The organism is Neptuniibacter sp. QD48_11, from assembly GCF_047778095.1.
GTDB lineage: Bacteria > Pseudomonadota > Gammaproteobacteria > Pseudomonadales > Balneatricaceae > Neptuniibacter.
In genome coordinates this window covers 2,133,807-2,155,432 of the sequence record NZ_CP180551.1, presented here as the reverse complement: position 1 = coordinate 2,155,432, position 21,626 = coordinate 2,133,807, and the positions used below count along the sequence as shown (strand labels likewise).

The following is a 21,626-nucleotide window of genomic DNA, read 5'->3' as shown; positions in this document are numbered from 1 at the left end:
TTAATTCATTGACCGTTTGGTGAAAACCAAACCGAGACAGTTAACAGGAACAGTAAATTATGCGCAGTCATTATTGCGGCGATCTCAGAAAAGAGCATATCGGCGAAGACATTACCCTTTGTGGTTGGGTTCATCGTCGTCGTGACCACGGTGGTGTTATCTTCCTAGACGTGCGTGACCGTGAAGGTCTGGCACAGGTTGTATTTGATCCAGATCGTGAAGAGAGCTTCGCGCTAGCAGATAGCTGCCGTAATGAATTCGTAGTTGAGATCAAAGGTACTGTTCGTGGTCGTCCAGAAGGTACGATCAACTCTGAAATGCCTACTGGTGAGATCGAAGTGCTAGGTAAAGAACTTGTTATCCTTAACAAGTCTGAGACACCTCCGTTCCAGTTGGATGAGCACCAAAACGTTGGTGAAGATGTTCGTCTTCGTAACCGTTACATCGACCTACGTCGTCCAGAGATGCAGGAAAAGCTACGTTTCCGTTCAAAAGTATCTAATGCGATTCGTAACTACCTAGATGATAACGGCTTCCTAGATATCGAAACGCCGATTCTAAACCGTGCTACACCTGAAGGTGCGCGTGACTACTTGGTACCGAGCCGTGTTCATGAAGGTCAGTTCTTTGCGCTGCCACAGTCTCCTCAGCTATTTAAACAGTTGTTGATGGTTTCTGGTTTTGACCGTTACTACCAGATCGCTAAATGTTTCCGTGATGAGGATTTGCGTGCTGACCGTCAGCCAGAATTTACTCAGATCGATATCGAAACTTCGTTCATGGACGAAGAAGGTATCATGGGTCTGACTGAAACTATGATCCGCAAGTTGTTCCTAGAGCTTAAAGGTGTAGATCTGGGTGATTTCCCACGCATGCCTTACTCAGAAGCAATGCAGCGTTACGGTTCTGATAAGCCTGATCTTCGTTACCCAATGGAGTTGGTTGATGTTGCTGATCTAATGGCGGATATCGAATTTAAAGTATTCGCAGGCCCAGCAAACGATCCTAAGTGCCGCGTAACTGCACTTAAAGTTCCTGGTGGCGCTAAACTGACTCGTAAGAACATCGATGATTACACTAAGTTTGTAAGTATCTATGGTGCTAAAGGTCTTGCTTGGATCAAAGTTAATGAAATCGAAAACGGCGTTAACGGCCTACAGTCTCCAATCATCAAGTTCCTAGGTGATGAAGTGACTATGTCGATCATGGATCGTCTAGGCGTTGAAAACGGCGACATCGTATTCTTTGGTGCTGACAAAGCTAAGGTTGTTTCTGAAGCGCTGGGTGCACTACGTATCAAAGTGGGTGAAGATCTTGAGATGGCTGAGTGTGAATGGGCACCTCTATGGGTTGTTGATTTCCCAATGTTCGAAGAAACAGATGGTGGCCTTACAGCACTTCACCACCCATTTACTGCGCCAAGCTGTTCTCCAGAAGAGCTAAAAGCGAACCCGCTAGAAGCGCTATCTCGTGCATACGACATGGTACTTAACGGTTGTGAGCTTGGTGGTGGTTCTGTTCGTATCCACGATCAGGCAATGCAGGCTACAGTGCTGGAGATTCTAGGTATCTCTGATGAAGAAGCTGACGATAAGTTTGGCTTCCTACTAAACGCGCTACAGTACGGTGCGCCTCCGCACGGTGGTTTGGCGTTTGGTCTAGATCGTTTGATCATGCTGATGACGGGTACAGATTCAATCCGTGAAGTTATCGCTTTCCCTAAAACGCAAAGTGCATCTTGTATGATGACTGAAGCGCCGGGTGAAGTAAGTGCTGCACAGCTACGTGAATTGAACATTAAGCTGCGTAAAACGCCTTAATAGCATCACGTTGTCCTAGTTCAAGCTAGGACTCGGTTAAAACTAAAAAGCTGCCTTCGGGCGGCTTTTTTTGTTTATATTGGACAAAAATAATATCGAAAAGGAGTAGGCGTTATGGCAGGTCACTCTAAATGGGCCAATATCAAACACCGTACAGCTGCTCAGGATGCAAAGCGCGGCAAGATCTTTACCAAGCTTATTCGAGAGCATGTCTTCGGTTTACCACTCTTTCAGTGAATGCTCTTTTAGGAAATCTACTAATACCCTGATTCTTCTTGCTTTTTGGCTGTGCTGTGGAAAATATAGATGCAGGCTAGGGTAGCTGAATTGGTAATCATCTAACAGTGTGACCAGCTTACCTTCTTCGACTGATTTTTTAGCTAAAGGCGCTAAAACGCCGCTTATACCTAACCCTTTCTCAGCGGCATCTATCATCAGTTCTGGATTATTAACAATCATCGCGTTATCGACGTTTACCGAAATTTGTTCGCCGTTTTCGATTAAGTTAAGTGGTGCAAGGTTGTTCGCTGAAATATAGCGATAGCGGATAAATTTGTGTTTGCACAGGTCTTCAGGTGTGAGTGGTTCACCGTGTTGTTCCAGATATTCAGGAGAGGCGACGATCCATTGCTTTAATGGCGGAGTCAGGTTGATTGAAACCATGCCTTCTTCGACCTTATGAGCGCCTCGAATACCTGCGTCGATTCCCTCTTTAATAATATTCACGGTTGCATCAGATATAGAGATCTCCAGATCAATTTCGGGATACTGGCGACAAAACTCCGCATAGATCGGTTTGAGCATGTGGTTAAACGTGAACATCGGCAAGGTAATTTTTAGTTTGCCAGAGGGGACTTGGTTTAGACCTTTTACATATTCAACTGTTTCACTGAGTTCAGAAGCGAGGGGTAAGGCTCTGTCATAAAGCTGTGCGCCAGCATCAGTCAGCTCCATCTGTCTTGTTGTACGGTTGATTAATGGCAGCCCTAGATAATTTTCCAGCTGTTTCAGTGCTTGGCTTACCGAAGGAGGGGCTAATTCCAATTTTCTGGCAGCAGGCCTCACGCCGCCTTCTTTAACAATAGTGAAGAAAATGGAGAGTTGATTATAGAGGGAGCTGTTCATATTATTTCCGAATCTGAAATAAGTGTTAGTTAGAGTCTAACAAACATTTAGATAAAGAGGGTCTAATCAAACAATAATCGCTTAAGTACACTTCGCTTCCACCCAGATATGCCTGTTTTGGCACAGGTATCTAATAAAGAGATTGACTCGACAGGGCATTAGGTCTGCGAGGATTGGTTGCGAGAGGCTTGCGATGAAACGAATACTATCTTTGGCGCTTATTATGTTGATAAGCGGATGTTCTCTTGAAGCAGACGAGAAGCAACTGTCTGCCATGCCTGCGCAACCGGTCGATGTAGCACAAGTTCTTTATCAGCCTTACACGCCTCAGCATACCTTCACTAGCCGATTGGAATCACCACAGCAGGTGGAGATTCGTCCTCGTGTTAGTGGTGTGATCGAAGCAGTTCAGTTCACTGAAGGAAGTCGAGTAGAGAAGGGTGATCTGCTTTTTAAAATCGATCCCCGTCCATTTGCTGCAGAAGTTAAGCGCTTGGAAGCTCAGCTAAGCAGTGCGAAGACTGCACTGAGACAAGCTCAATCTGAAGCAACGCGTGCCAAGCGTCTTAAATCTCGCAATGCGATCTCCGCTGAACAAGCTGAATCCAGATTGTTCTTAGCAAGCCAACGCCGTTCTGAATTAGCTTCTGTAGAAGCTGCTCTAGAGGCAGCAAGATTAAACTTAGAATTTACTGAGGTAAAAGCACCGATCAGTGGTTCGATCTCAAGCGCTTTCATTACTCCAGGTAATAACGTTCAAGCGGGCAACAGTGTGCTGACATCTCTCGTAGCTACTGATGAACTCTACGCTTATATCGCGGTTGATGAGCGTACTTGGAACAATGTGTTTACTTCGGTGACAGCGCAATCAAATACGCCTGCGTCACTAAAATTAACTGGTCTAGATACAACACAGTTTGCAGGTGTTATCGACTTTATCGATAACCAAGTTGATAGCCGCACAGGTACTTTGCGTATTCGTGCTGTGTTCAAAACAGATGGTCAGCCTTCGTTACGCCCAGGTGCATTTGCGCGTGTCACACTATCAGCAACAGCAGCACTTGATCGCATTATGATTCCGGACCGCGCTGTTGGAACCGATCTGAAAAATCGTTTCGTGCTTACTATCAATGCCGAAAACACATTGGAGTATCGTTCAGTCACTCTAGGTGGACGCATTGGTGAGCTGCGCATTATTGAAGAAGGTCTTACCCCTGAAGATATCATTGCAGTCAATGGTCCGGCACGTGTGGGCCCAGGTATGCCTGTGTCTCCTCGTACTGTAACCATCGCTTCCCAAACATCGCCTGCAGTCACTGTCGCAGCGAATGAGCTTAATCCAGCAAAGTAAGGTATAACCGATGAATTTTAGCCATTTCTTCATCAGCAGACCGATCTTTGCATCGATGCTGTCACTGCTCATTCTGGTGGCTGGGGCGATCTCCCTATTTAAGCTACCGGTGAGTGAATATCCAAGCGTAATACCACCCACGGTAGTGGTCACTGCCAACTATCCGGGTGCAAACCCTCAAGTGATTGCTGAAACCGTTGCATCGCCATTAGAACAGGAGATGAATGGTTTAGAGGATATGTTGTACATGTTCTCTCAGGCGACAACGGATGGCCGTATGACCCTGACAATCACTTTTGCACTAGGTACCGATCTAGATCGTGCTCAGGTACAAGTGCAAAACCGCGTAACGAGTGCATTACCGCGTCTACCGCAGGATGTTCAGCGTTTGGGTGTAGTCGCGCAGAAATCTTCACCAAGCCTGACGATGGTTGTGCATTTGCTATCGACCGATGGTAGCCGTGAGATCAGTTATCTGTCTAACTATGCGGATATCTACGTTAAAGACCAACTGGCACGTCTGCCAGGTGTCGGTCAGGTTCAGCTGTTTGGTGGCGGCAAATATTCTATGCGCCTGTGGCTTAATCCAGATGCGTTGTCTTCACGTAACCTGACACCAGGTGATGTCGTTGCTGCAGTAAGATCGCAGAACAAACAAGTAGCCGCAGGTAGCTTAGGCGCTCAGCCGGTGGCGAATGACAGCCAGTTCCAAGTGTTACTTAACCTGAAAGGCCGTCTGCAAACACCCGAAGAGTTTGGCAACATCGTGGTGCAAGTGGGCGAAAACGGCGAAATTACGCGCTTAAGAGATATTGCGCGTATCGAGTTAGGTGAAGACTCATATGCTCTGCGTGCCATGTTAAATGGCAAAACGGCTGTAGCTATTCCTATTTTCCAACGTCCTGATGCCAATGCCATCGAGCTTTCTAATCAGGTACGTGAAACCATGGATTCACTCTCTGAGAAGTTCCCGCAGGGTGTGGAGCATCGAATTGCATACGATCCAACGGTATTTGTACGAGGTTCTATTGAGGCGGTAATTGATACCTTGATCGAGGCTGTTCTGCTGGTGGTGATTGTCGTTATTCTCTTCCTACAGACATGGAGGGCATCCATCATCCCGCTAATCGCAGTTCCAGTTTCGTTGATTGGTACCTTCGCGGTAATGCAGATGCTTGGGGTTTCGATCAATACTCTGTCCTTGTTTGGTCTAGTTCTAGCGATAGGTATTGTGGTTGATGACGCTATCGTTGTTGTCGAAAACGTTGAGCGAAATATAGGTGAAGGCTTATCGCCGTTTGAAGCTACAAAGCAGGCGATGACAGAAGTTACAGGCCCGATCATTGCGATTGCTTTGGTGCTCTGTGCTGTATTTATTCCAACTGCGTTTATCGAGGGCCTAAGCGGGCAGTTCTATAAGCAATTTGCACTGACAATCACAATCTCAACGCTGATCTCTGCGTTTAACTCTTTAACATTGTCACCAGCATTATGCGCAATCTTGCTTAAGGCGCATGGTTCAGAACCCGATATGCTGACACGTGTAATGGATAAGCTATTTGGCCGTTGGTTGTTTAAGCCTTTTAACCGTGTCTTTGAGCGTGGTGGTCAGTTTTACGAATATTCGGTGAAACGCTTGATCCGTTTTGGGATCGCGGTGGGTGTTCTCTATCTGGGCTTGATTGGCGGAACGATCAGTTTGTTTGATCAGGTACCGGGTGGCTTTATTCCACAGCAGGATAAACAGTATCTGATTGCTGTTGCGCAATTACCTGATGCTGCAAGCCTTGATCGTACCGAAGAGGTGATTCGAGAGATGGAGATGCTCGCGCTGGATACTCCAGGCGTAAAGCAGACGGTCTCGTTCCCAGGCTTGTCCGTGAATGGATTTACCAACAGTTCCAATAGCGGCATTGTCTTTGCGACCTTGGATGATTTTGACCAACGCGACACGCCAGAGCTATCAGCTAATGCTATTGCTGGGCAGCTTAACGCTAAATTTGGGGTTATCGACGAAGCCTTTGTTGTGGTATTTCCACCGCCGCCGATCCTTGGTCTAGGTACTACCGGTGGTTTCAAACTTCAGATTGAAGACCGCGCTAACCACGGTTTTGAAACCCTGTTTGCTAACTTACAAAAGGTCATCAATGTAGCGCAACAAGACCCTGCATTAACCGGTTTGTTCTCTAGTTTCCGTATTCAGGTTCCACAAATGGATATCGAAGTGGATCGTGAGCAGGCGATGATTCAGGGCGTTTCTCTAGATCAGGTTTTTGAAACATTACAGATCTACCTAGGCTCTCTTTATATCAATGACTTTAATATGTTTGGCAAAACCTATCAGGTAAATGCGCAAGCTGAAGCTCAATACCGTGTCGACCCAGAACAGATTCTGCGTCTGGAAGTACGTAATGCCAGTGGGCAAATGATTCCTCTAGGCGCGTTATTGTCAGTTGAACCTACGATTGGTCCAGACCGCGTGATGCACTATAACGGTTATCCAAGTGCCGAACTCAATGGTAGCCCAGCGCCAGGCTATAGCTCTGATCAAGCGCGCCTTGCTATTGAAAAAATCCTTAATCAGGAACTCGACGACGGCCTTGAATTTGAATGGACTGAGGTGACTTATCAGCAAATATTAGCTGGCAACACCATGATTTATATCTTCCCGCTAGTCGTGCTGCTGGTCTTTATGGTGCTTGCAGCTCAATACGAAAGCTTGAGCTTACCGCTAGCGATTATTCTGATCGTTCCAATGGCCATTTTATCTGCGCTCTTTGGTGTGTGGATTACCGATGGTGATAACAATATCTTCACCAGAATAGCGCTCATTGTGTTGGTAGCATTAGCCACCAAGAACGCAATCTTGATGGTGGAGTTTGCTAGAGACAGACGAAATACCGGTGCATCGAGGTTTGATGCCATTCTCGATGCATGCCGCTTACGACTGCGTCCTATCCTGATGACCTCTATTGCCTTTACTGCAGGTGTAATCCCATTGGTTATGGCAACAGGGGCAGGTGCAGAGATGAGACATGCCATGGGTGTTGCGGTGTTCTTTGGCATGATCGGTGTTACGTTGTTCGGACTTCTGTTTACGCCAGTATTCTATATGGCTATGTCTGCACTTGAACGAGGCAAAACATCAGAGCAGAAAGCGCTGCCTGAAAATGAGAAGGAGCAGATCAATGCTTAAGCGCTTAAAACCGAATAAAAAGTCACCTGTTCTGTCAGTGATCTCTATGGTTGTGTTACTGCAAGGGTGCATGCAAACCATCACGCAACCTGAGATTACTCAGATCGCTGAAGAGGTCCGTTATGCGGTCACTTCGCAACTACCAACAATGACCGATAGTATTGAGCACAATGCTCGCTGGTGGCAGGCGTTTGCAAGTCAGGAACTCGATCAATTAGTTGCGACAGCACTGGAAAACAATCGCGATCTTCGTGCGACCCGACTAAGAGTGGAAGCAGCGGCTGCACGTTTACGATTGCAGGAGGATCAACAGCGTCCGCAAGGTGGTTTGTACACTGATCTGAATGAGCAACAGGCACAGCTTATTCGTAATGGTGAAAAAGTTACCAGTCGCCAAGGGCGTATTGGGATAGAGGCGAGTTGGAATCTAGATCTCTTTGGCAGAATTGAAGCATCTATTCGAGCAGTTGAGGCAAATCTCCAGCGGCAGGCTTACGCTAACGATCAAGTAATAGCCGAAATTATTACCGCAGTTGTTGAAACCTATACCCGCTTAGCCGGTGCCCAAGCTCAACTTGTGGTACTTGAACAGCAACTGGCTTCGATCAACCAGACCGTTGCAACCCTCGATACTCGAGTTAAAGAGGGTTTTGCGACCCCCTTGGAGCTCTATCGTGCCAAAGTTTTACGCTATGAATTTGAAGCGAAGCGTCCACTGATTGCCGAGCAAGCGGCTCAATACCGCAGTAGTCTAGCGACTCTAGTAGGTGAAACTGTACCTGAATTAGCGATAGCTTATTCAGCTTTTATCTTGCCGGATAGCCAATCGTTGGCGCTTGTTTTTGCTAACCCTCAGCAATCGATTTTGGATAATCCAGAGTTACTGCAATCCCGTACAAATGTTCTGCAAGCTGCAGCGCTGTCCGATCAGGCAAAAGCTGCTTTGTATCCGGATATCAGTATTAGTGGTTTAGTCGGATGGCTTAGTGCTGGCTCGTTACAGTTGGATCAAGGTGAAGCTAACTTGAGTATTACACCAAGGCTGCAATGGTCAATACTCAATCTGAGTGCGCTAAGAGCTAATCTGCAGGCATCTCACTTAGAAGAACAAGCGGTGTTGGCAGAATATGAAAAGCAGTTGCTTTTAGTGTTAAACAACGCCGATCAATCCATTAAGACATGGAACGCACGTAATCAGAGAATGGCTTATCTAAATGAGCGCCACTTTTTTGCTCAAAAAGCAGAAAATCAAGCAAAGGTTCGTTATGAAGAGGGCGCGATTCCTTACGTGGATTATCTCGATGCGCAAAGAGAATTACTCGCTGCGGAAGATGCTCAGATCATTGCAAAGATTGAGTGGAGCTCATCCTACGCGGATCTATATCGTGCATTTGCTGGGAGTTGGTTATACCAGCTAGATCAGGCTGGTATAGAAAAGCAGGCTTCATTAGTTAAAGAGGGCTAAATTTGAAAGCGCTTACATTTGATAAAAATAGCGACTCCTTTATTTACAAAGATATACCTGTTCCACGTCCGAGTGATGGCGAGATATTAATCAAAGTGTCTGCTTGTGGCCTTAATCCGGTTGATGCCAAGATTCGCCTTTGGAAATCCATGATTCCAGCAAGCGCAGAGCATTGGGTCCCTGGATTAGATATCGCAGGTGAGATTGTTGAAGTAGGGGACGCTGTTAATGACTTCAGTGTAGGCGATAAGGTGCTATGCCATGGGGATATGCTTAAACCTCATGGCGGTTTTACAGAGTATTCTGTCCAGAGTGCATCAACAGTCATCAAGCATCCAGATTTAGAGGCCATCCAAGCCGCTGCTATTCCCTGTGCTGGATGGACTGCATGGCGAGCACTAGTTGATAAACTCGACTTAACCCATCAAGACTCTCTCTTTATCGCCGGCGGTGCTGGTGGTGTTGGCAGCTACGCCATTCAGATAGCCAATCATATTGGCGCTAAGCAGATCATTACTACAGCCTCTGCTCCTAATCATGACTATCTTTATAACCTCGGGGCAACACATGTCGTCGATTATAAAAACAGTGATGTCATTGAGGAGGTGATGCAAATCACGCACGGCTTGGGTGTTTCAAAAGGATTAGATGCTGTTGGTGGGGACAATGACATTTTGGTAGCCAATCTGCTCAAATTTGAAGGTGAAATGGTTGAGTTAGTGCGCACACTTCGTCCAGAGCAGTATCAAGATGCTTTCATTAAAGGACTTAGCTTTCATCAATTAAGCTTAGGATCAGGCCATAGAAATGGAGAGGCGGCGAAGCAGAAAATGATCTGTGCAGGCCTATCTTTTACTGAGCTAGTGGCGTCGGGTGCTATTACTTTACCTTCAATTCAGAAAGTCGAATTTGACGATGTTGCTGCACATTTAGATCAGATGCTGCAGCAACGTACGGTGGGTAAGCTCGTAATGGCGTTTTGACTAAAGCAAAACGATTGTAGCTTTCAAGCAGCTTCTTTTTAAGGTTCAAAATGAATACAAAAAATATATTAGGTTTTGTGCTGGCGCTAGCCTTCATGGGCAATGTTGCTTATGCGTCTGATAAAGCTACTTCAGTAAATAACTTGAGTACAGGTTATGACGCTAAGGCTCGTTACGAGCCCAGTCAAAATGATGTTATTGGTTTTATCTACCAATGGTTTGCAGCCTTTGATCATCAGCGTGAAGCTGGCTATTTTCTGAACCGTATTTCACCGAGTGCTCGTTTGATTTACCCCGATTACACGGTTAATTCCCATGATGACTTTTTACACTGGTATAAGGGCGTAACAGATAATATTCAGTGGAATAGTCACCAACTGACCGACTTAAAAGTCGAAGGGAACTAATAGGAAGGGTGGTCTGTTGCTTACAAAGTTAATTGGCGCGCCGCTACATATTCTGGCGAGAGTTACGATTTGATGGTTAATCAAAAAGTGAAGGTCGTTAGGCTGGGGGATATGTTGAAAATTGACTCTTTGGAAGCAAAGTTAACAGAGCCAAATTAATCGAGTCTATCTTTCTATTGGCATTCCATTAGCCGCAATTATACGCAAAAGCGTCAAGCAATAATTTACAAATATCCGAGCAGTAATCTGCAAGTTCGATCTACGTTCTCCTTTTAAACTACTTCTAAGTTAGTTGAAAAATAGGAGCTACTTAAGATGAAACGTCTTCTCTTTTTTGTACTAGGAATTTTACCGCTGGTTACTTGGGCCGGTAATAACAACTCCACAAGAGCGATGAATGATATGACTATGCAGACAATTAAATTAGATACACCTGTAGGCCCGTTGGCAGCCAATTTATATCTACCTGCAGGTATCGAGAATCCGCCTGTTGTGATTGTCACAGGCGCTTGGACTACGGTTAAAGAACAGATGCCTGCCGTTTATGCCCAAGCATTAGCTGATCAAGGCTATGCAGCGGTAACCTTTGATTTCAGAGGTTGGGGTCATTCGCCAAATGAAATTCGTTTTCTCGAGGATCCCAAGCGAAAGACTGAAGACATTAGAGCAGTGATTGATGCTGTATCTGAATTGGATCTGATTGATAACAGCCACATATCAGGTTTGGGTGTGTGTGCTTCGTCTGGCTATATGCTGGATGCGGCAGTCGGTAATAAGCACCTGAAAAGCGTCGCTGTCGTTGCTCCTTGGTTAGATGATAAAAAAATGGCGACCGAAATCTATGGCGGAGAAGAAAGTGTTAGTAGTTTAATTGCTGCTGCCAAAGAGGCTCAAAACAGTGCTGAACAGATCTATATCGAAGCAGCTAGCTTAAGCAATGAGAGCGCACTGATGTATCAGACTCCTTACTATACAGAATCTGATCGAGGCCTAATTCCTGAATACGATAATCAATTTAATGTTGCTTCATGGGATGGATGGCTCAACTACGATGCGCAGCAAAGTGCTGCTCATTTGGATCAGCCTGTTTTGATGGTTGCATCAGAATCTATGGCGCTTCCTGCCGGCACGCATCAGTATTTGGCTAATGCCAACGAGAATGTTGATTCTGTTTGGTTCGATGGTGTTTCTCAATTTGATTTTTATGATCAACCTGAAATTGTAGGAAAAGCCGTCACAGAGATAGTAAGGCACTTTGATAACAGCCTTTAAAGAATCTTGAGATAGATAACTTAAAGGTTAGAAATGCCCTCATCTGAGGGCATAGTTCTGTTAGATAGACCGATAAAGCGACTGAAACTAATTGTCTGGCATATACTCTGAGAACTTAGATCCGAAAAATGTAGTTAGAAATAGAGCATTATGAAGTCACTTTTAAAGTTTATTGATCATAAGTCAGGCCAACCATCAGATTGTGGCGATGTTCTTGATATACAGCTTTCTAGTAAAGATCTGAACTGGAAGGGGGTGGTGTTGGAAAAAGGCACATCTCCGCATTTCTATCCTACGGAAGTGAGTACACCTTATTTCTACTTCGCTTTAGCACTTGAAGAGGACTTGCATTGGGAAGCGGAAATGCCAGAGGGTATGTCGCACTTAGTGACGGTTCCGGGCGATGTATGGATCAATCCTCCGAATACGCCTTTCACTCACAAAATCGATGACCCCTGTTACTTCGTGATTCTGGCGATCGAACAAGCCACTTTGCTCAAGCACTGCCCATTGCATGTTGCAGGAAAGTCGATCGGCTTTCTTAAAAACTACAATGTTCACGATAATGTCCTGAAAGGGATGATCGAACTGTTTTTAATGGAAGTGGAAAACGGTGGCAAAAATGGCAAAGAGTATCTCGTTAGCCTTATCTCAATGCTCTCTGTTCATTACCTCAATAACTATTCTGACTTTGCAGACTCTGAGCAAGATAGGGCGCTAAATTCTAAGTTCTGTGACAGGGAGTTAGAGATCGTCAATCAATTCATCGATAAGCACCTTGATCGTCAGATAACGGTTGATGATCTGGCGGAAGAGGTCGGATGCAGTAAGTTCTATTTCCTGCGTGAGTTTAAAAAAATGGTGGGAGAGACGCCTTATCAGCATCTTTTAAATAGACGCTTAGATAGAGCGAAAACCATGTTGCTATCCGGCCATGCAAACATTATGTCGTTGGCTTTAGATTTGGGTTTTAATGACCAATCGCATTTTACTCGAGCGTTTAAAAAGCGTTTTGGAACGACGCCTGGCAAGTACCGCGAAGTCTAATAAAAAGCCGAGCTCTTTTTAAGGATCTCGGCTTTTTTGGTAGCTAATTTTCTAGGTGAGATTATTTGAAAACTTCTTTTAGCAGGTCTGTTGTACGCGCTGCTGGGTTTTCGCGGATCTTCTTCTCTTCAGCTGCAAGCATAGTGAATAAGCCGTTTAGGGCTTCTTCAGTCACATAGTTATCTAAATCTACGTTAACTTTCTCGCCTACAAATGGGATATCTTTGGCTTCACCGGCTAGGTCATTGTAGTAACGAGTCGCACCAACCTGACCTAGGGATTCTTTTACGCTTGGCTGAAACAACTGGCGCAACTTATCGCTAGTCTTCTCTTTGAAGTATTGAGTCGCTGCATCGTCAGAGCCTTGGTAGATTTTTTTAGCATCTTCAAAACTCATCTCTTTTACCGCACCGACAATCAGATCGGTTGCTTGAGGAGCTGCTTTCTCCGCTGCGCGGTTCATGCTTTCTTCAAACTGATCAACTTGTTTTTCTAGGCCGTATTTGCGAAGAAGGGAGGCTACTTTATCGATACCATCTGGCAGAGGAATACGGATGTTTTTGTTATCTAGATAACCGCCTGGTTGGCTGATCTCTTCGATAGCGCGCTTGCTACCAACTTCTAACGCTTCTTTAAGGCCTTTAATTAGCGTTTCCGTGTCTAGATTAGTCACTTTACCGCTGCTAGCACTGCCTGTTGCTGTATCAAGTACTTTCTTTTGCAGCTCTTCATCTTGAACGGCTTCTTTAAGTGCGTCAGCCCAACCTGCGTGAGCTGTAGCGGAAGCCATTGATGCCGTTAGGATAGAGGCGATCAGATATGATTTTTTCATGTGTAAAAGTTCCCTTTGTCGCTATTGGCTCTAGCATAGCAAAGAACCACGAACAGAGCCTTAACATCCTAAGCAGTCTAATAAGTAAAAAACGTAAACTATTGGACTATAAAAAAGTGTTTTTTGTGCAGAACGACTAAGCTAGTATCGGTAGGGTAAGTACCCATAGTTTAGAGGTGGGTATTTGACTTAAGGATTTACCGTCTGAGGAAAGGATATAGGTGCCTAGGTTTCATCAGGACATATCTGATTTGTTATCCGCCAGCGGGAGGGTGTTTGTTTTCCTCCTGTGTACTCTTCTTTTGATTTTTTCATTTCCCTCTTATGCCGGTCAGAGTATCGAAAAATCTTTTGCTGTAGAGCCGTTTAATACTCGGTATCTGCAGGAAGTAGATGGTAATAGTCTTCACCCAAATCAAGCGTTAAAAGATGTTCGTTCCAAGGGAACACGCTCGGAGTCCGATATCCTAAATTTTGGTCTGGGTGCACCGCCGGTTTGGGTTCATTTTGAAGTGAGTAACTTCAGTGAAAGCGAACAGCTTCGTTATATCCAAATCGAAAACTCGTGGTTAGATCATATAAATCTATTCGTATTTAAAGAGGGTAAGTTACTTCAAAGCGATAAAGCGGGTGACGCGACTCCCTATGAAGAGAACCGTACAAGCCGATTTTTTTCTTTCCCGCACAACTTCCAGCCAGGCGAGGCCTCAGTATTAATTAGAGTCGAAACGCCAGAACCGCAACTATTACCATTGTTTGTTTTAACAGAAAACGACATGTTGGAGCGGAAGATTAATTCAGGTTATGAATACGGGATTATTTACGGCTTTCTGACGGCGTTGCTGATCTACAATGTATTGCTTTATTTCAGTCTGCAAAGCCGAAGATATATTTTTTATTCGCTCTACTTGGCAACCTTTATTATTTTAAATCTGGCTTATACCGGCCATGCATTTAAATGGATCTGGCCTAACTGGCCTGAGTTCCAGAACCAGATGATTCCTCCTATGATGATGCTGTTTGCCTATCTAGGGAACCTATTTTGTCGGGCCTTTCTGGCATTGCCAACGAAATTTCCTAGGATAAACACAAGCTTTAATCTGCTAAACACATTTATGCTCTGTTCGGTTATCTGGTATGCCCTGTCAGGCAATTACCTGACTATGTTGGTAACTGCTTTTATCTGTGTAATCCCATTTGCTCTCTTAATGATTACCGCTGGTGTAGTTGCCTGTCATGCAGGTGTTAAGGAAGCTAAATACTTTTTGGGCGCCGCGATTTTTGCCATGATCAGCGCAATTGTTACGGCTTTCACTGTATCTGGTGTTGTTGAGTACCACGCATTTGGCTTCCACGCGGTAGAGTACGGTATTTTGATTGAGGCAGTACTCTTTGCTTTAGCGCTTGCCTACCAATTCCGCATTAGCCAAACCGAAAAAATTGAAGCCCAACGTTTAGCCGATCGAGATCAGTTGACCGGTTTATATAATCGCCGCGGCTTTCAGAAGGTTATTGAGCCGATCTACAGTAATGCCACGCGCAACACACGTAATCTCTGCGTGATGTTGATGGATATTGATCGATTTAAAGAGATCAATGACACTTATGGTCATAGCTTTGGCGATCTGGTGTTACTTGATTTATCTGGGCTGTTGATGCGAGAACTTCGCGCCGGAGATATCGTGGCGCGCTGGGGTGGAGAGGAATTTATTTTGGTCCTCCCAGAAACGCAGCATGATGAAGCGATAACATTGGCAGAGCGATTGATTGGTGTTATCTCTAATCAGGTGGTTCAACAGCAACAGCTTGATGTGCAATATACGGTGAGCATCGGTATCGCTGAGATGAGTGATCCGATGGATAGTATGTCTAATCTTATCGATAAAGCTGATCATTACTTGTATAAAGCGAAAGCGTCGGGTCGAAATCGGGTCGCCTATAAGGTTGAACCCACTCGAGAATTAGTCAGTGAAATTTAAAGGATTAACATGAAGACGATCGGCTTACTGGGTGGAATGAGCTGGGAGAGCACGCAGGGATATTATCGCTCGATAAACGAGGGTGTTAAGTCGCGCTTAGGTGGTTTACATTCTGCGCAGATAGCGATGTATAGCGTAGATTTTGATCCTATCGAAAAACTGCAGCATCAGGGGGATTGGGCAGGAACCGCTGCGATCTTGGCGCAAGCAGCTAAAAATATTCAGGCGGCAGGTGCTGACTTTCTCCTTATCTGTACCAACACTATGCATAAAGTTGCGCCTCAGATTGAAGCGGCGATCGATATCCCGTTGATTCATATTGCCGATGCCACAGCTGAAGAGTTGATTAAACAAAATATAAACACTGTTGGCTTATTAGGCACTGCATTCACTATGGAGCAGGGTTTTTATAAAGACCGATTAACAGATAAGTTTGGTCTATCGGTTGTTGTCCCGAATGAAGCTGATCGAGCGGTTGTTCACGAGGTTATCTATAAAGAACTGTGCTTAGGTCAGATCAATCCCAATTCTAAATCCGAGTACTTAAGAATCATCAAAGCACTGGCAGAACAGGGTGCGGAAGCTGTGATCTTAGGCTGTACCGAAATTGGTATGCTGGTGAAACAGAGTGATACAGAGATCCGTCTTATTGATACCACAGCAATCCACGCGCAAGCGGCAGTTGAATTGGCGCTTGCGTAGCCCTCACGTCATCGTTATTTAGAACAGAGGGAGCGGCTCGCTTAACTGTACCCTCTGTACCTATTCCTTTTCTTCTCATTATCCTCCTATTTAGGCCGATAGGGTTTCTTACACTATCTTTTTACCTCTGGGTGCCGCGGCAGGGAGGCCTCATGAAAATCTCCAGTTCGATGATTGGTTTTAATAGCCAGCACGAAAAACAGATCACCGATTCAGCTCAACAACAGAGCGCTGCGGTTAGTCAGCAAGTGACGCTGTCACCAGAAGCGGCTTCTAACTGGCGAGCGGGAACGAGCGTTGACCTCTCCTACGACGCGCGTATGCGTTCGGAAAAAGCTGCCAGTGTGAATAGCGTAAGTAGTGTGCAATCGACGCAAGGCACCAAACAAATCCAGCAAACACACAATGTAAGCTCTCTGGTTGAAACCGTGTTGCATGAAGGGATGCAGCTTGAACGTTTGGCTATGAACCCACAGATTCCAGTACGGAATATTCAGCTTGCTTCGTTAGAGACGTTTCAGGAGATAGAAGCCCTTAGCGAACAAGATATACAAGCCTTTAGCGATCAAGATATACAAGCTATTAGTACCGAAGAGTTGCAAGCGCGAGCGAGCTTTGAACAGCTCGATATAAATATATCTGATATCACCTTGAATGTAGGTAGACAGGTCGCTGATGAGGTCCGGGTCGAGATAGCGAATCAACGCGTATATACCGAAGAGGAAAAACTCTCGGTAGGCACGCAAGGTGTCATTACTACTGAAGATGGTCGAGAGATCAACTTCCTGTTAGAGCTAGAAATGGAACGTAGCTTTGTCTTGGAAGAACGCTTTAGTGAAGAGCGAGTCGATCGGAGTTTGATCGATCCGTTGGTGATCAATCTCCATGGTGGTGCAGCCGGTTTAACCAATAGCAGTTTCAGCTTTGACCTCAATGCTGATGGCACTGAAGAAGAGATCTCTTTTGTTGCTCAGGGTAGCGGGTTCTTGGCTTTAGACATCAATAATGACGGCCAAATTAATGATGGCTCTGAGCTGTTTGGTACGCAGGGGCAAGATGGTTTCTCTGATCTAGCTAAATATGACTCGGACAATAATCATTGGATTGATGAAAACGATGAGATCTTTAACAAGCTGAAAGTTTGGACCCGTGATGAAGAGGGTAATGATCAGCTAACCAGTCTGAAAGGTGCTGGTGTTGGTGCGATCTATCTGGGCTCAACATCATCTTCATTTGATCTGACCGATGATCAGAACAACCTGTTAGGCCAAGTAAAACGCAGCGGCGTATTCTTATTTGAAGATGGGACTGTCTCCAGTATTCAAGAGTTGGATATAGCGGTACATGAGGAAAATACACCAGCCATTGGTGGTTTAGCCGAGCAGTATCAAGATGCCATTGATCGTTTTGGTCAGGAACAGACCGTAACTAGGGATCAGGAGGTGTTTGAAGAGCGTCCTACATTCTTAGATCTGCTGTTAGCTCAAGACCAAGCTGCAGACGAATTAGCTGAGCGAAGAGGTGAAAGTGAAACACGCCAGAGTGTTCGTGCAGAAAGCACCGTAGAGCAGAGAGAAACGAGCCAGAGCCGAGAAGTGACACAAACCGACGGTGAAACAGAGCAAGAGGAAGCAAGGGTTTATGTAGAACATGAACGGCTTTCTGTCTTGCAAGATCTAAGAGAGAGAACAGAGATTCAAATCGCGGATGAGCAGGATAAGTTCGAGTACCTAAAAGCGATTATCGAGACGTTAAAGCAGAGCACTTCTGAGGCTTAAACCTACCGTGTGTTCTAATGATCTATGTTGGAGATTCAAGCTGGTTTAAGAAATCTTGCTTAGCCAACTCAGATAAAATCAGATGACTTTTATCCCTGACATGATCTCTTAGCGCTCTGACTGCAGGAGTAATAGATTGACGGCTAGGGCAGACTAGCCACAGTTCTGTAACCCTTGGACTAAACTCGGGCATCACATTAACGACTTTGCCAGAGAGTAGATCGTTCGAGATATCTAGGCAGGATTTCACCGCAATACCTTGTCCTGAGGTGCACCAGCGTCTAACCAGATCACCGTCGTTGGAAGCTCTGTTCCCCTTCATTTTTATCTTATGAGTTTTATTTCCTTCTGCGCTATTTTTTTGGGTGCTCTTCTCTTCAGTAAATTCCCAAACATCATGGGTAATATCGTGTAGCTGATAAAACAGGCCGTTATGGTTGGTCAGTTCTTGGGGGTGAGTGGGTGTACCGTACTTGGCTAAATAATCGGGTGTCGCGCATAACAATGCCGGTACATCACAGATCTTAAACCCATATAGATTCGCATCAGTAGGCGAGCCGTAACGCAGTGCTAGATCGACAGAGTCACGATAAAAATCGATAGTGCTGTCGCTGATGTTAATTTTGAGACTGATTTTAGGGTGCTGATCGACAAACTCATCTAACCATGGAATGACCAGATTTCGGCCAAGGTCAGATGAGATAGAGATACGAAGTTCCCCCTCAACCACATTGAGATCATCTCGGATATTTTGCTGTGCTAGTTGCAAAGTAAGAAGGGCTTGCTGGCACTGCGGTATATAGCGCTCTCCAGCTGCAGATAGCCTTAGCTGTCGAGTTGTTCTGATAAACAGATCAACACCTAATTGGCTTTCGACTCGTTTTATCGCTGCACTGGCTGTAGCAGTGCGCATATCAAGATTAGCTGCAGCGGCCGTGATACTGCGAAACTCCGCTACTTTCAAAACAACCTGTAGATCTTCTAAAAGCATATTTTCAAAAATTATTTGATAGTAATTCAAGTATTATGCTGTTTATAGCTTGGTAATCAAATACTAATATCTGTTGCAACACATTCAGCCAGATACAGCTGCCTGTTCTTAAACAATGAACCAAGGCAGTGGAGAGAGAAGATGACAAGCCAACAAACAATGAAAGCTATTGGTTACCAAAAATCCCTACCGATTACTGACAAAGATTCATTGGTGGATATTGAATTACCTCAGCCAATCGCAACAGGCCAAGACCTACTAGTGAAAGTACAAGCGATTGCCGTGAATCCGGTTGATTATAAAATCCGTCAACGTATGGCGAATGAAGATGGCAGTTATAAAGTCATAGGTTGGGATGCAGTAGGTGAGGTGATCGCAGTTGGTGATCAGGTCACCGAGTTTAAACCCGGTGATGCAGTGTATTACGCAGGGGACCTGAATCGTGCCGGTAGCAATGCTGAATACCAATTGGTTGATCAGCGCATTGTAGGTCATAAACCAAAGAGCTTGAGTCTATCTGAAGCAGCAGCACTGCCTTTGACAACGATTACCGCCTGGGAGCTATTGTTTGAGCACCTTGAGCTTAAACAACAGCAGCCAAACGAGACGACTAAGACCGATGAAGTTTTACTGGTAGTTGGGGCTTCTGGTGGTGTGGGTTCTATTTTGGTTCAGCTTGCCAAAGCGATCACTGGGGCAACTATTATCGCGACCGCTTCTCGTGATGCATCACGTGAGTGGGTTAAATCTTTAGGTGCGGATTATGTAGTAGATCACACCAAACCGCTTCAAGCGCAAATTGATGCTTTGGATCTTGGGCCGCTTACCCACGTTGCTAGCTTAAATAGCACCGATAGCTATTTTGATGCCTATACTGAGCTGCTAGCGCCGTTTGGTCGAATCGCGATGATTGATGATCCAGCGGAACCGCTAGATGTGATGAAGATGAAGCCGAAAAGCCTCTCTTTGCATATCGAATTTATGTACGCACGTTCGATGTTTAATGCCAAAGATATGGATGAGCAATCTAAACTGCTAAATCGAGTAGCTGATCTGATTGATCAAGGTTTTATCAAAACAACTATAGGTAAAAACCTGGGCACCATTAATGCTGAAAACTTAAAAACCGCCCATGCTGAGTTAGAGGCGGGTCGTTCTATCGGCAAGATCGTACTTGAAGGCTTCTAAGTAAAACCGCTACAGCAGGGAGATTAACGGATGAAAACCATATTAATTACTGGCTCGACTGATGGCATTGGTCTCGCGACGGCTCAGAAGCTTCTGGCGCAAGGGCACCATGTATTGATTCATGGTCGAACACCTCAGAAAGTTGAAAGAGTGATCGACCAATTAGGTCAAAGTTACAGCTCTGAATTAATCTCTGGTTTTACTGCTGATCTCTCTGATTTGAATGCAGTTAAGTCGCTGGCGGATGAGGTCAGTAAGCAATACACTGACATCGATGTTTTGATCAATAATGCCGGGGTATTTAAGGTCGAGCAGCCCGTAACTGATGATGGATATGATGCTCGGTTTATTGTTAATACCATCGCGCCTTACCTCCTGATGAAGCAGTTAAAGTCTGCTTTAGCTAAAGGCAGTAGAGTGATTAATTTGGCCTCGGCCGCTCAAGCGCCAGTCGATATCGAATTTCTTCTGGGTAACAAATCGGCAGACAGAGCTATGTCAGCTTATGCGCAAAGCAAGTTGGCGTTGATCGCTTGGACACGCCACCTTGCGACTGAGCTATCTAATGAGGGCGTATTGGTTGCCTCTGTAAATCCAGGTTCGTTGTTAGCCACCAAAATGGTTAAAGATGGTTTTGGCGTTGCCGGGAACGACATCAGCCAAGGGGCAGATATATTGATCCGCGCCGCTCTATCAGATGAGTTTTCCGATAAAGCGGGGGAGTATTTTGATAATGATTCAGGTGCGTTTGCTCAGCCAGATGAAGGCGCGCTCAATCCGCAAAAAAATGAACAGATTGTGCAGGCGATGGATAGCATCATTCAGCAGTTAGTGGCGTGAGGCTAAATAGGCGCCCGCTGCAACCATAATGGATCCAGCGCTTCTGTTTAGCCTTTTAACACCTTTCTCTGACTGGAAAAAACGCCGTGATTTTGCCGCAAAAATAGCGATCATCATTATTCCAATCATTAATGCTATCAGCGTTAATACAGAGGCTAAGATTATGTCTCCTCCGTTTAGCGCCTCTAAATCCATAAATGTTGGAAGAAAGGCGATGTAAAAGAGGATGACTTTGGGGTTTGAAGCGGATATCAAAAAGCCTTGCACAAATCCCGAAATCGCACCTGATCTAGAATTCTTGTCAGGCTCTGAATCCAGATTTAATGGTGCATTCCACATCTTCCATCCTAGATAGACAAGATAAATCGCCCCGACAATGCGGATTACCGTAAACAGTTCACCCCATTGGTTAGCGATAACGGCGAGACCGAAACAAGCTGCGATTAAGTAGAGAATATCGCTGATGGTCATACCCAAAGCTAGGGATATGCATGAGCGGGCATTAGAGGTCAGAGCTCTTGCTAATATGGCGAATACGCCTGGGCCTGGAGTAACTCCAAAGACTAAAACGGCCAAAAAGAAAGAGATAGCGCTCTCTAATGACATAATGAAACTCTGTGATCGTGTAGCGTTTAAGATAGTAAATATTA

General features: G+C 45.1%; 17 protein-coding genes and 1 pseudogene. 14 read left to right on the top strand and 4 right to left on the bottom strand.

Annotation, left to right across the window (positions count from 1 at the left end; translation table 11 throughout):
* The first annotated feature begins 59 nt into the window (after window positions 1-59).
* Both aspS and ACMXYU_RS09805 read left to right on the top strand, forming a co-directional pair.
* The gene (aspS, locus tag ACMXYU_RS09810; RefSeq protein ID WP_415898507.1) at window positions 60-1,820 is read left to right on the top strand and encodes an aspartate--tRNA ligase; all 1,761 of its coding nucleotides are present in this window, start codon (window positions 60-62) and stop codon (window positions 1,818-1,820) included.
* Between the two features lie 114 nt (window positions 1,821-1,934).
* Window positions 1,935-2,027, top strand: a pseudogene (locus tag ACMXYU_RS09805) (YebC/PmpR family DNA-binding transcriptional regulator); the annotation flags it as partial.
* A gap of 12 nt (window positions 2,028-2,039) precedes the next feature.
* Here the strand turns inward: ACMXYU_RS09805 and ACMXYU_RS09800 are convergent.
* Window positions 2,040-2,945: a LysR family transcriptional regulator gene (locus tag ACMXYU_RS09800; RefSeq protein ID WP_415898506.1), complete on the bottom strand. Its 906-nt coding sequence runs from the start codon at window positions 2,943-2,945 to the stop codon at window positions 2,040-2,042.
* A gap of 193 nt (window positions 2,946-3,138) precedes the next feature.
* Here ACMXYU_RS09800 and ACMXYU_RS09795 point away from each other — a divergent pair, with 193 nt between their 5' ends.
* From ACMXYU_RS09795 to ACMXYU_RS09765, 7 genes are all read left to right on the top strand, one after another.
* Entirely contained in the window at window positions 3,139-4,296 is a 1,158-nt protein-coding gene (locus ACMXYU_RS09795) for an efflux RND transporter periplasmic adaptor subunit (RefSeq protein ID WP_415898505.1), read from the top strand.
* Between the two features lie 10 nt (window positions 4,297-4,306).
* A complete protein-coding gene (locus ACMXYU_RS09790) occupies window positions 4,307-7,492 on the top strand; it encodes an efflux RND transporter permease subunit (RefSeq protein ID WP_415898504.1) in 3,186 nt (1,061 codons plus the stop codon).
* A complete protein-coding gene (locus ACMXYU_RS09785) occupies window positions 7,485-8,957 on the top strand; it encodes a TolC family protein (protein WP_415898503.1) in 1,473 nt (490 codons plus the stop codon). Before ACMXYU_RS09790 ends, ACMXYU_RS09785 begins: the two co-directional genes overlap by 8 nt.
* Window positions 8,958-8,959: 2 nt before the next feature.
* On the top strand, window positions 8,960-9,940 hold the full coding sequence (locus tag ACMXYU_RS09780) for an alcohol dehydrogenase catalytic domain-containing protein (RefSeq protein WP_415898502.1): 981 nt from the start codon (window positions 8,960-8,962) through the stop codon (window positions 9,938-9,940).
* Between the two features lie 50 nt (window positions 9,941-9,990).
* On the top strand, window positions 9,991-10,347 hold the full coding sequence (locus ACMXYU_RS09775) for a hypothetical protein (RefSeq protein ID WP_415898501.1): 357 nt from the start codon (window positions 9,991-9,993) through the stop codon (window positions 10,345-10,347).
* A gap of 315 nt (window positions 10,348-10,662) precedes the next feature.
* The gene (locus ACMXYU_RS09770) at window positions 10,663-11,619 is read left to right on the top strand and encodes an alpha/beta hydrolase (RefSeq protein WP_415898500.1); all 957 of its coding nucleotides are present in this window, start codon (window positions 10,663-10,665) and stop codon (window positions 11,617-11,619) included.
* 150 nt (window positions 11,620-11,769) lie between these two features.
* Complete coding sequence (locus ACMXYU_RS09765) at window positions 11,770-12,666, top strand: helix-turn-helix transcriptional regulator (RefSeq protein WP_415898499.1); 897 nt, start codon at window positions 11,770-11,772, stop codon at window positions 12,664-12,666.
* Window positions 12,667-12,727: 61 nt separating this feature from the next.
* Here ACMXYU_RS09765 and ACMXYU_RS09760 read toward each other — a convergent pair whose 3' ends face one another.
* The gene (locus tag ACMXYU_RS09760; RefSeq protein WP_415898498.1) at window positions 12,728-13,498 is read right to left on the bottom strand and encodes a DUF4197 domain-containing protein; all 771 of its coding nucleotides are present in this window, start codon (window positions 13,496-13,498) and stop codon (window positions 12,728-12,730) included.
* Between the two features lie 302 nt (window positions 13,499-13,800).
* On the opposite strand from ACMXYU_RS09760, the gene ACMXYU_RS09755 reads away from it, so the two are divergent.
* From ACMXYU_RS09755 to ACMXYU_RS09745, 3 genes are all read left to right on the top strand, one after another.
* A complete protein-coding gene (locus ACMXYU_RS09755; protein WP_415898497.1) occupies window positions 13,801-15,477 on the top strand; it encodes a diguanylate cyclase in 1,677 nt (558 codons plus the stop codon).
* A 9-nt stretch (window positions 15,478-15,486) separates the two neighbouring features.
* Entirely contained in the window at window positions 15,487-16,179 is a 693-nt protein-coding gene (locus tag ACMXYU_RS09750; protein ID WP_415898496.1) for an aspartate/glutamate racemase family protein, read from the top strand.
* Between the two features lie 152 nt (window positions 16,180-16,331).
* Window positions 16,332-17,957, top strand: a complete 1,626-nt coding sequence (locus ACMXYU_RS09745; RefSeq protein WP_415898495.1) for a hypothetical protein — start codon at window positions 16,332-16,334, stop codon at window positions 17,955-17,957.
* A 22-nt stretch (window positions 17,958-17,979) separates the two neighbouring features.
* Here the strand turns inward: ACMXYU_RS09745 and ACMXYU_RS09740 are convergent, their stop codons facing one another.
* Window positions 17,980-18,978 carry a LysR substrate-binding domain-containing protein gene (locus tag ACMXYU_RS09740; RefSeq protein WP_415898494.1) on the bottom strand — a complete coding sequence of 333 codons (999 nt, stop codon included), beginning with the start codon at window positions 18,976-18,978 and terminating at the stop codon, window positions 17,980-17,982.
* Between the two features lie 129 nt (window positions 18,979-19,107).
* On the opposite strand from ACMXYU_RS09740, the gene ACMXYU_RS09735 reads away from it, so the two are divergent.
* Window positions 19,108-20,136 carry a zinc-binding alcohol dehydrogenase family protein gene (locus ACMXYU_RS09735; protein ID WP_415901112.1) on the top strand — a complete coding sequence of 343 codons (1,029 nt, stop codon included), beginning with the start codon at window positions 19,108-19,110 and terminating at the stop codon, window positions 20,134-20,136.
* Window positions 20,137-20,166: 30 nt separating this feature from the next.
* The gene (locus ACMXYU_RS09730; protein WP_415898493.1) at window positions 20,167-20,976 is read left to right on the top strand and encodes an SDR family NAD(P)-dependent oxidoreductase; all 810 of its coding nucleotides are present in this window, start codon (window positions 20,167-20,169) and stop codon (window positions 20,974-20,976) included.
* On the opposite strand, the gene ACMXYU_RS09725 is transcribed toward ACMXYU_RS09730, so the two are convergent.
* Window positions 20,965-21,582 (bottom strand): LysE family translocator, encoded by a 618-nt coding sequence (locus ACMXYU_RS09725; RefSeq protein WP_415898492.1) that lies wholly within the window; start codon window positions 21,580-21,582, stop codon window positions 20,965-20,967. The two genes, ACMXYU_RS09730 and ACMXYU_RS09725, sit on opposite strands and share 12 nt — an antisense overlap.
* Between the last annotated feature and the right edge of the window lie 44 nt (window positions 21,583-21,626).

What these genes read in the sequence shown, in the direction of transcription:
- aspS (WP_415898507.1), top strand. Translation starts at nt 60, where the DNA reads ATGCGCAGTCATTATTGCGGCGATCTCAGAAAAGAGCATATCGGCGAA.
- ACMXYU_RS09800 (WP_415898506.1), bottom strand. Translation starts at nt 2,945, where the DNA reads ATGAACAGCTCCCTCTATAATCAACTCTCCATTTTCTTCACTATTGTT.
- ACMXYU_RS09795 (WP_415898505.1), top strand. Translation starts at nt 3,139, where the DNA reads ATGAAACGAATACTATCTTTGGCGCTTATTATGTTGATAAGCGGATGT.
- ACMXYU_RS09790 (WP_415898504.1), top strand. Translation starts at nt 4,307, where the DNA reads ATGAATTTTAGCCATTTCTTCATCAGCAGACCGATCTTTGCATCGATG.
- ACMXYU_RS09785 (WP_415898503.1), top strand. Translation starts at nt 7,485, where the DNA reads ATGCTTAAGCGCTTAAAACCGAATAAAAAGTCACCTGTTCTGTCAGTG.
- ACMXYU_RS09775 (WP_415898501.1), top strand. Translation starts at nt 9,991, where the DNA reads ATGAATACAAAAAATATATTAGGTTTTGTGCTGGCGCTAGCCTTCATG.
- ACMXYU_RS09770 (WP_415898500.1), top strand. Translation starts at nt 10,663, where the DNA reads ATGAAACGTCTTCTCTTTTTTGTACTAGGAATTTTACCGCTGGTTACT.
- ACMXYU_RS09765 (WP_415898499.1), top strand. Translation starts at nt 11,770, where the DNA reads ATGAAGTCACTTTTAAAGTTTATTGATCATAAGTCAGGCCAACCATCA.
- ACMXYU_RS09760 (WP_415898498.1), bottom strand. Translation starts at nt 13,498, where the DNA reads ATGAAAAAATCATATCTGATCGCCTCTATCCTAACGGCATCAATGGCT.
- ACMXYU_RS09750 (WP_415898496.1), top strand. Translation starts at nt 15,487, where the DNA reads ATGAAGACGATCGGCTTACTGGGTGGAATGAGCTGGGAGAGCACGCAG.
- ACMXYU_RS09745 (WP_415898495.1), top strand. Translation starts at nt 16,332, where the DNA reads ATGAAAATCTCCAGTTCGATGATTGGTTTTAATAGCCAGCACGAAAAA.
- ACMXYU_RS09735 (WP_415901112.1), top strand. Translation starts at nt 19,108, where the DNA reads ATGAAAGCTATTGGTTACCAAAAATCCCTACCGATTACTGACAAAGAT.
- ACMXYU_RS09730 (WP_415898493.1), top strand. Translation starts at nt 20,167, where the DNA reads ATGAAAACCATATTAATTACTGGCTCGACTGATGGCATTGGTCTCGCG.
- ACMXYU_RS09725 (WP_415898492.1), bottom strand. Translation starts at nt 21,582, where the DNA reads ATGTCATTAGAGAGCGCTATCTCTTTCTTTTTGGCCGTTTTAGTCTTT.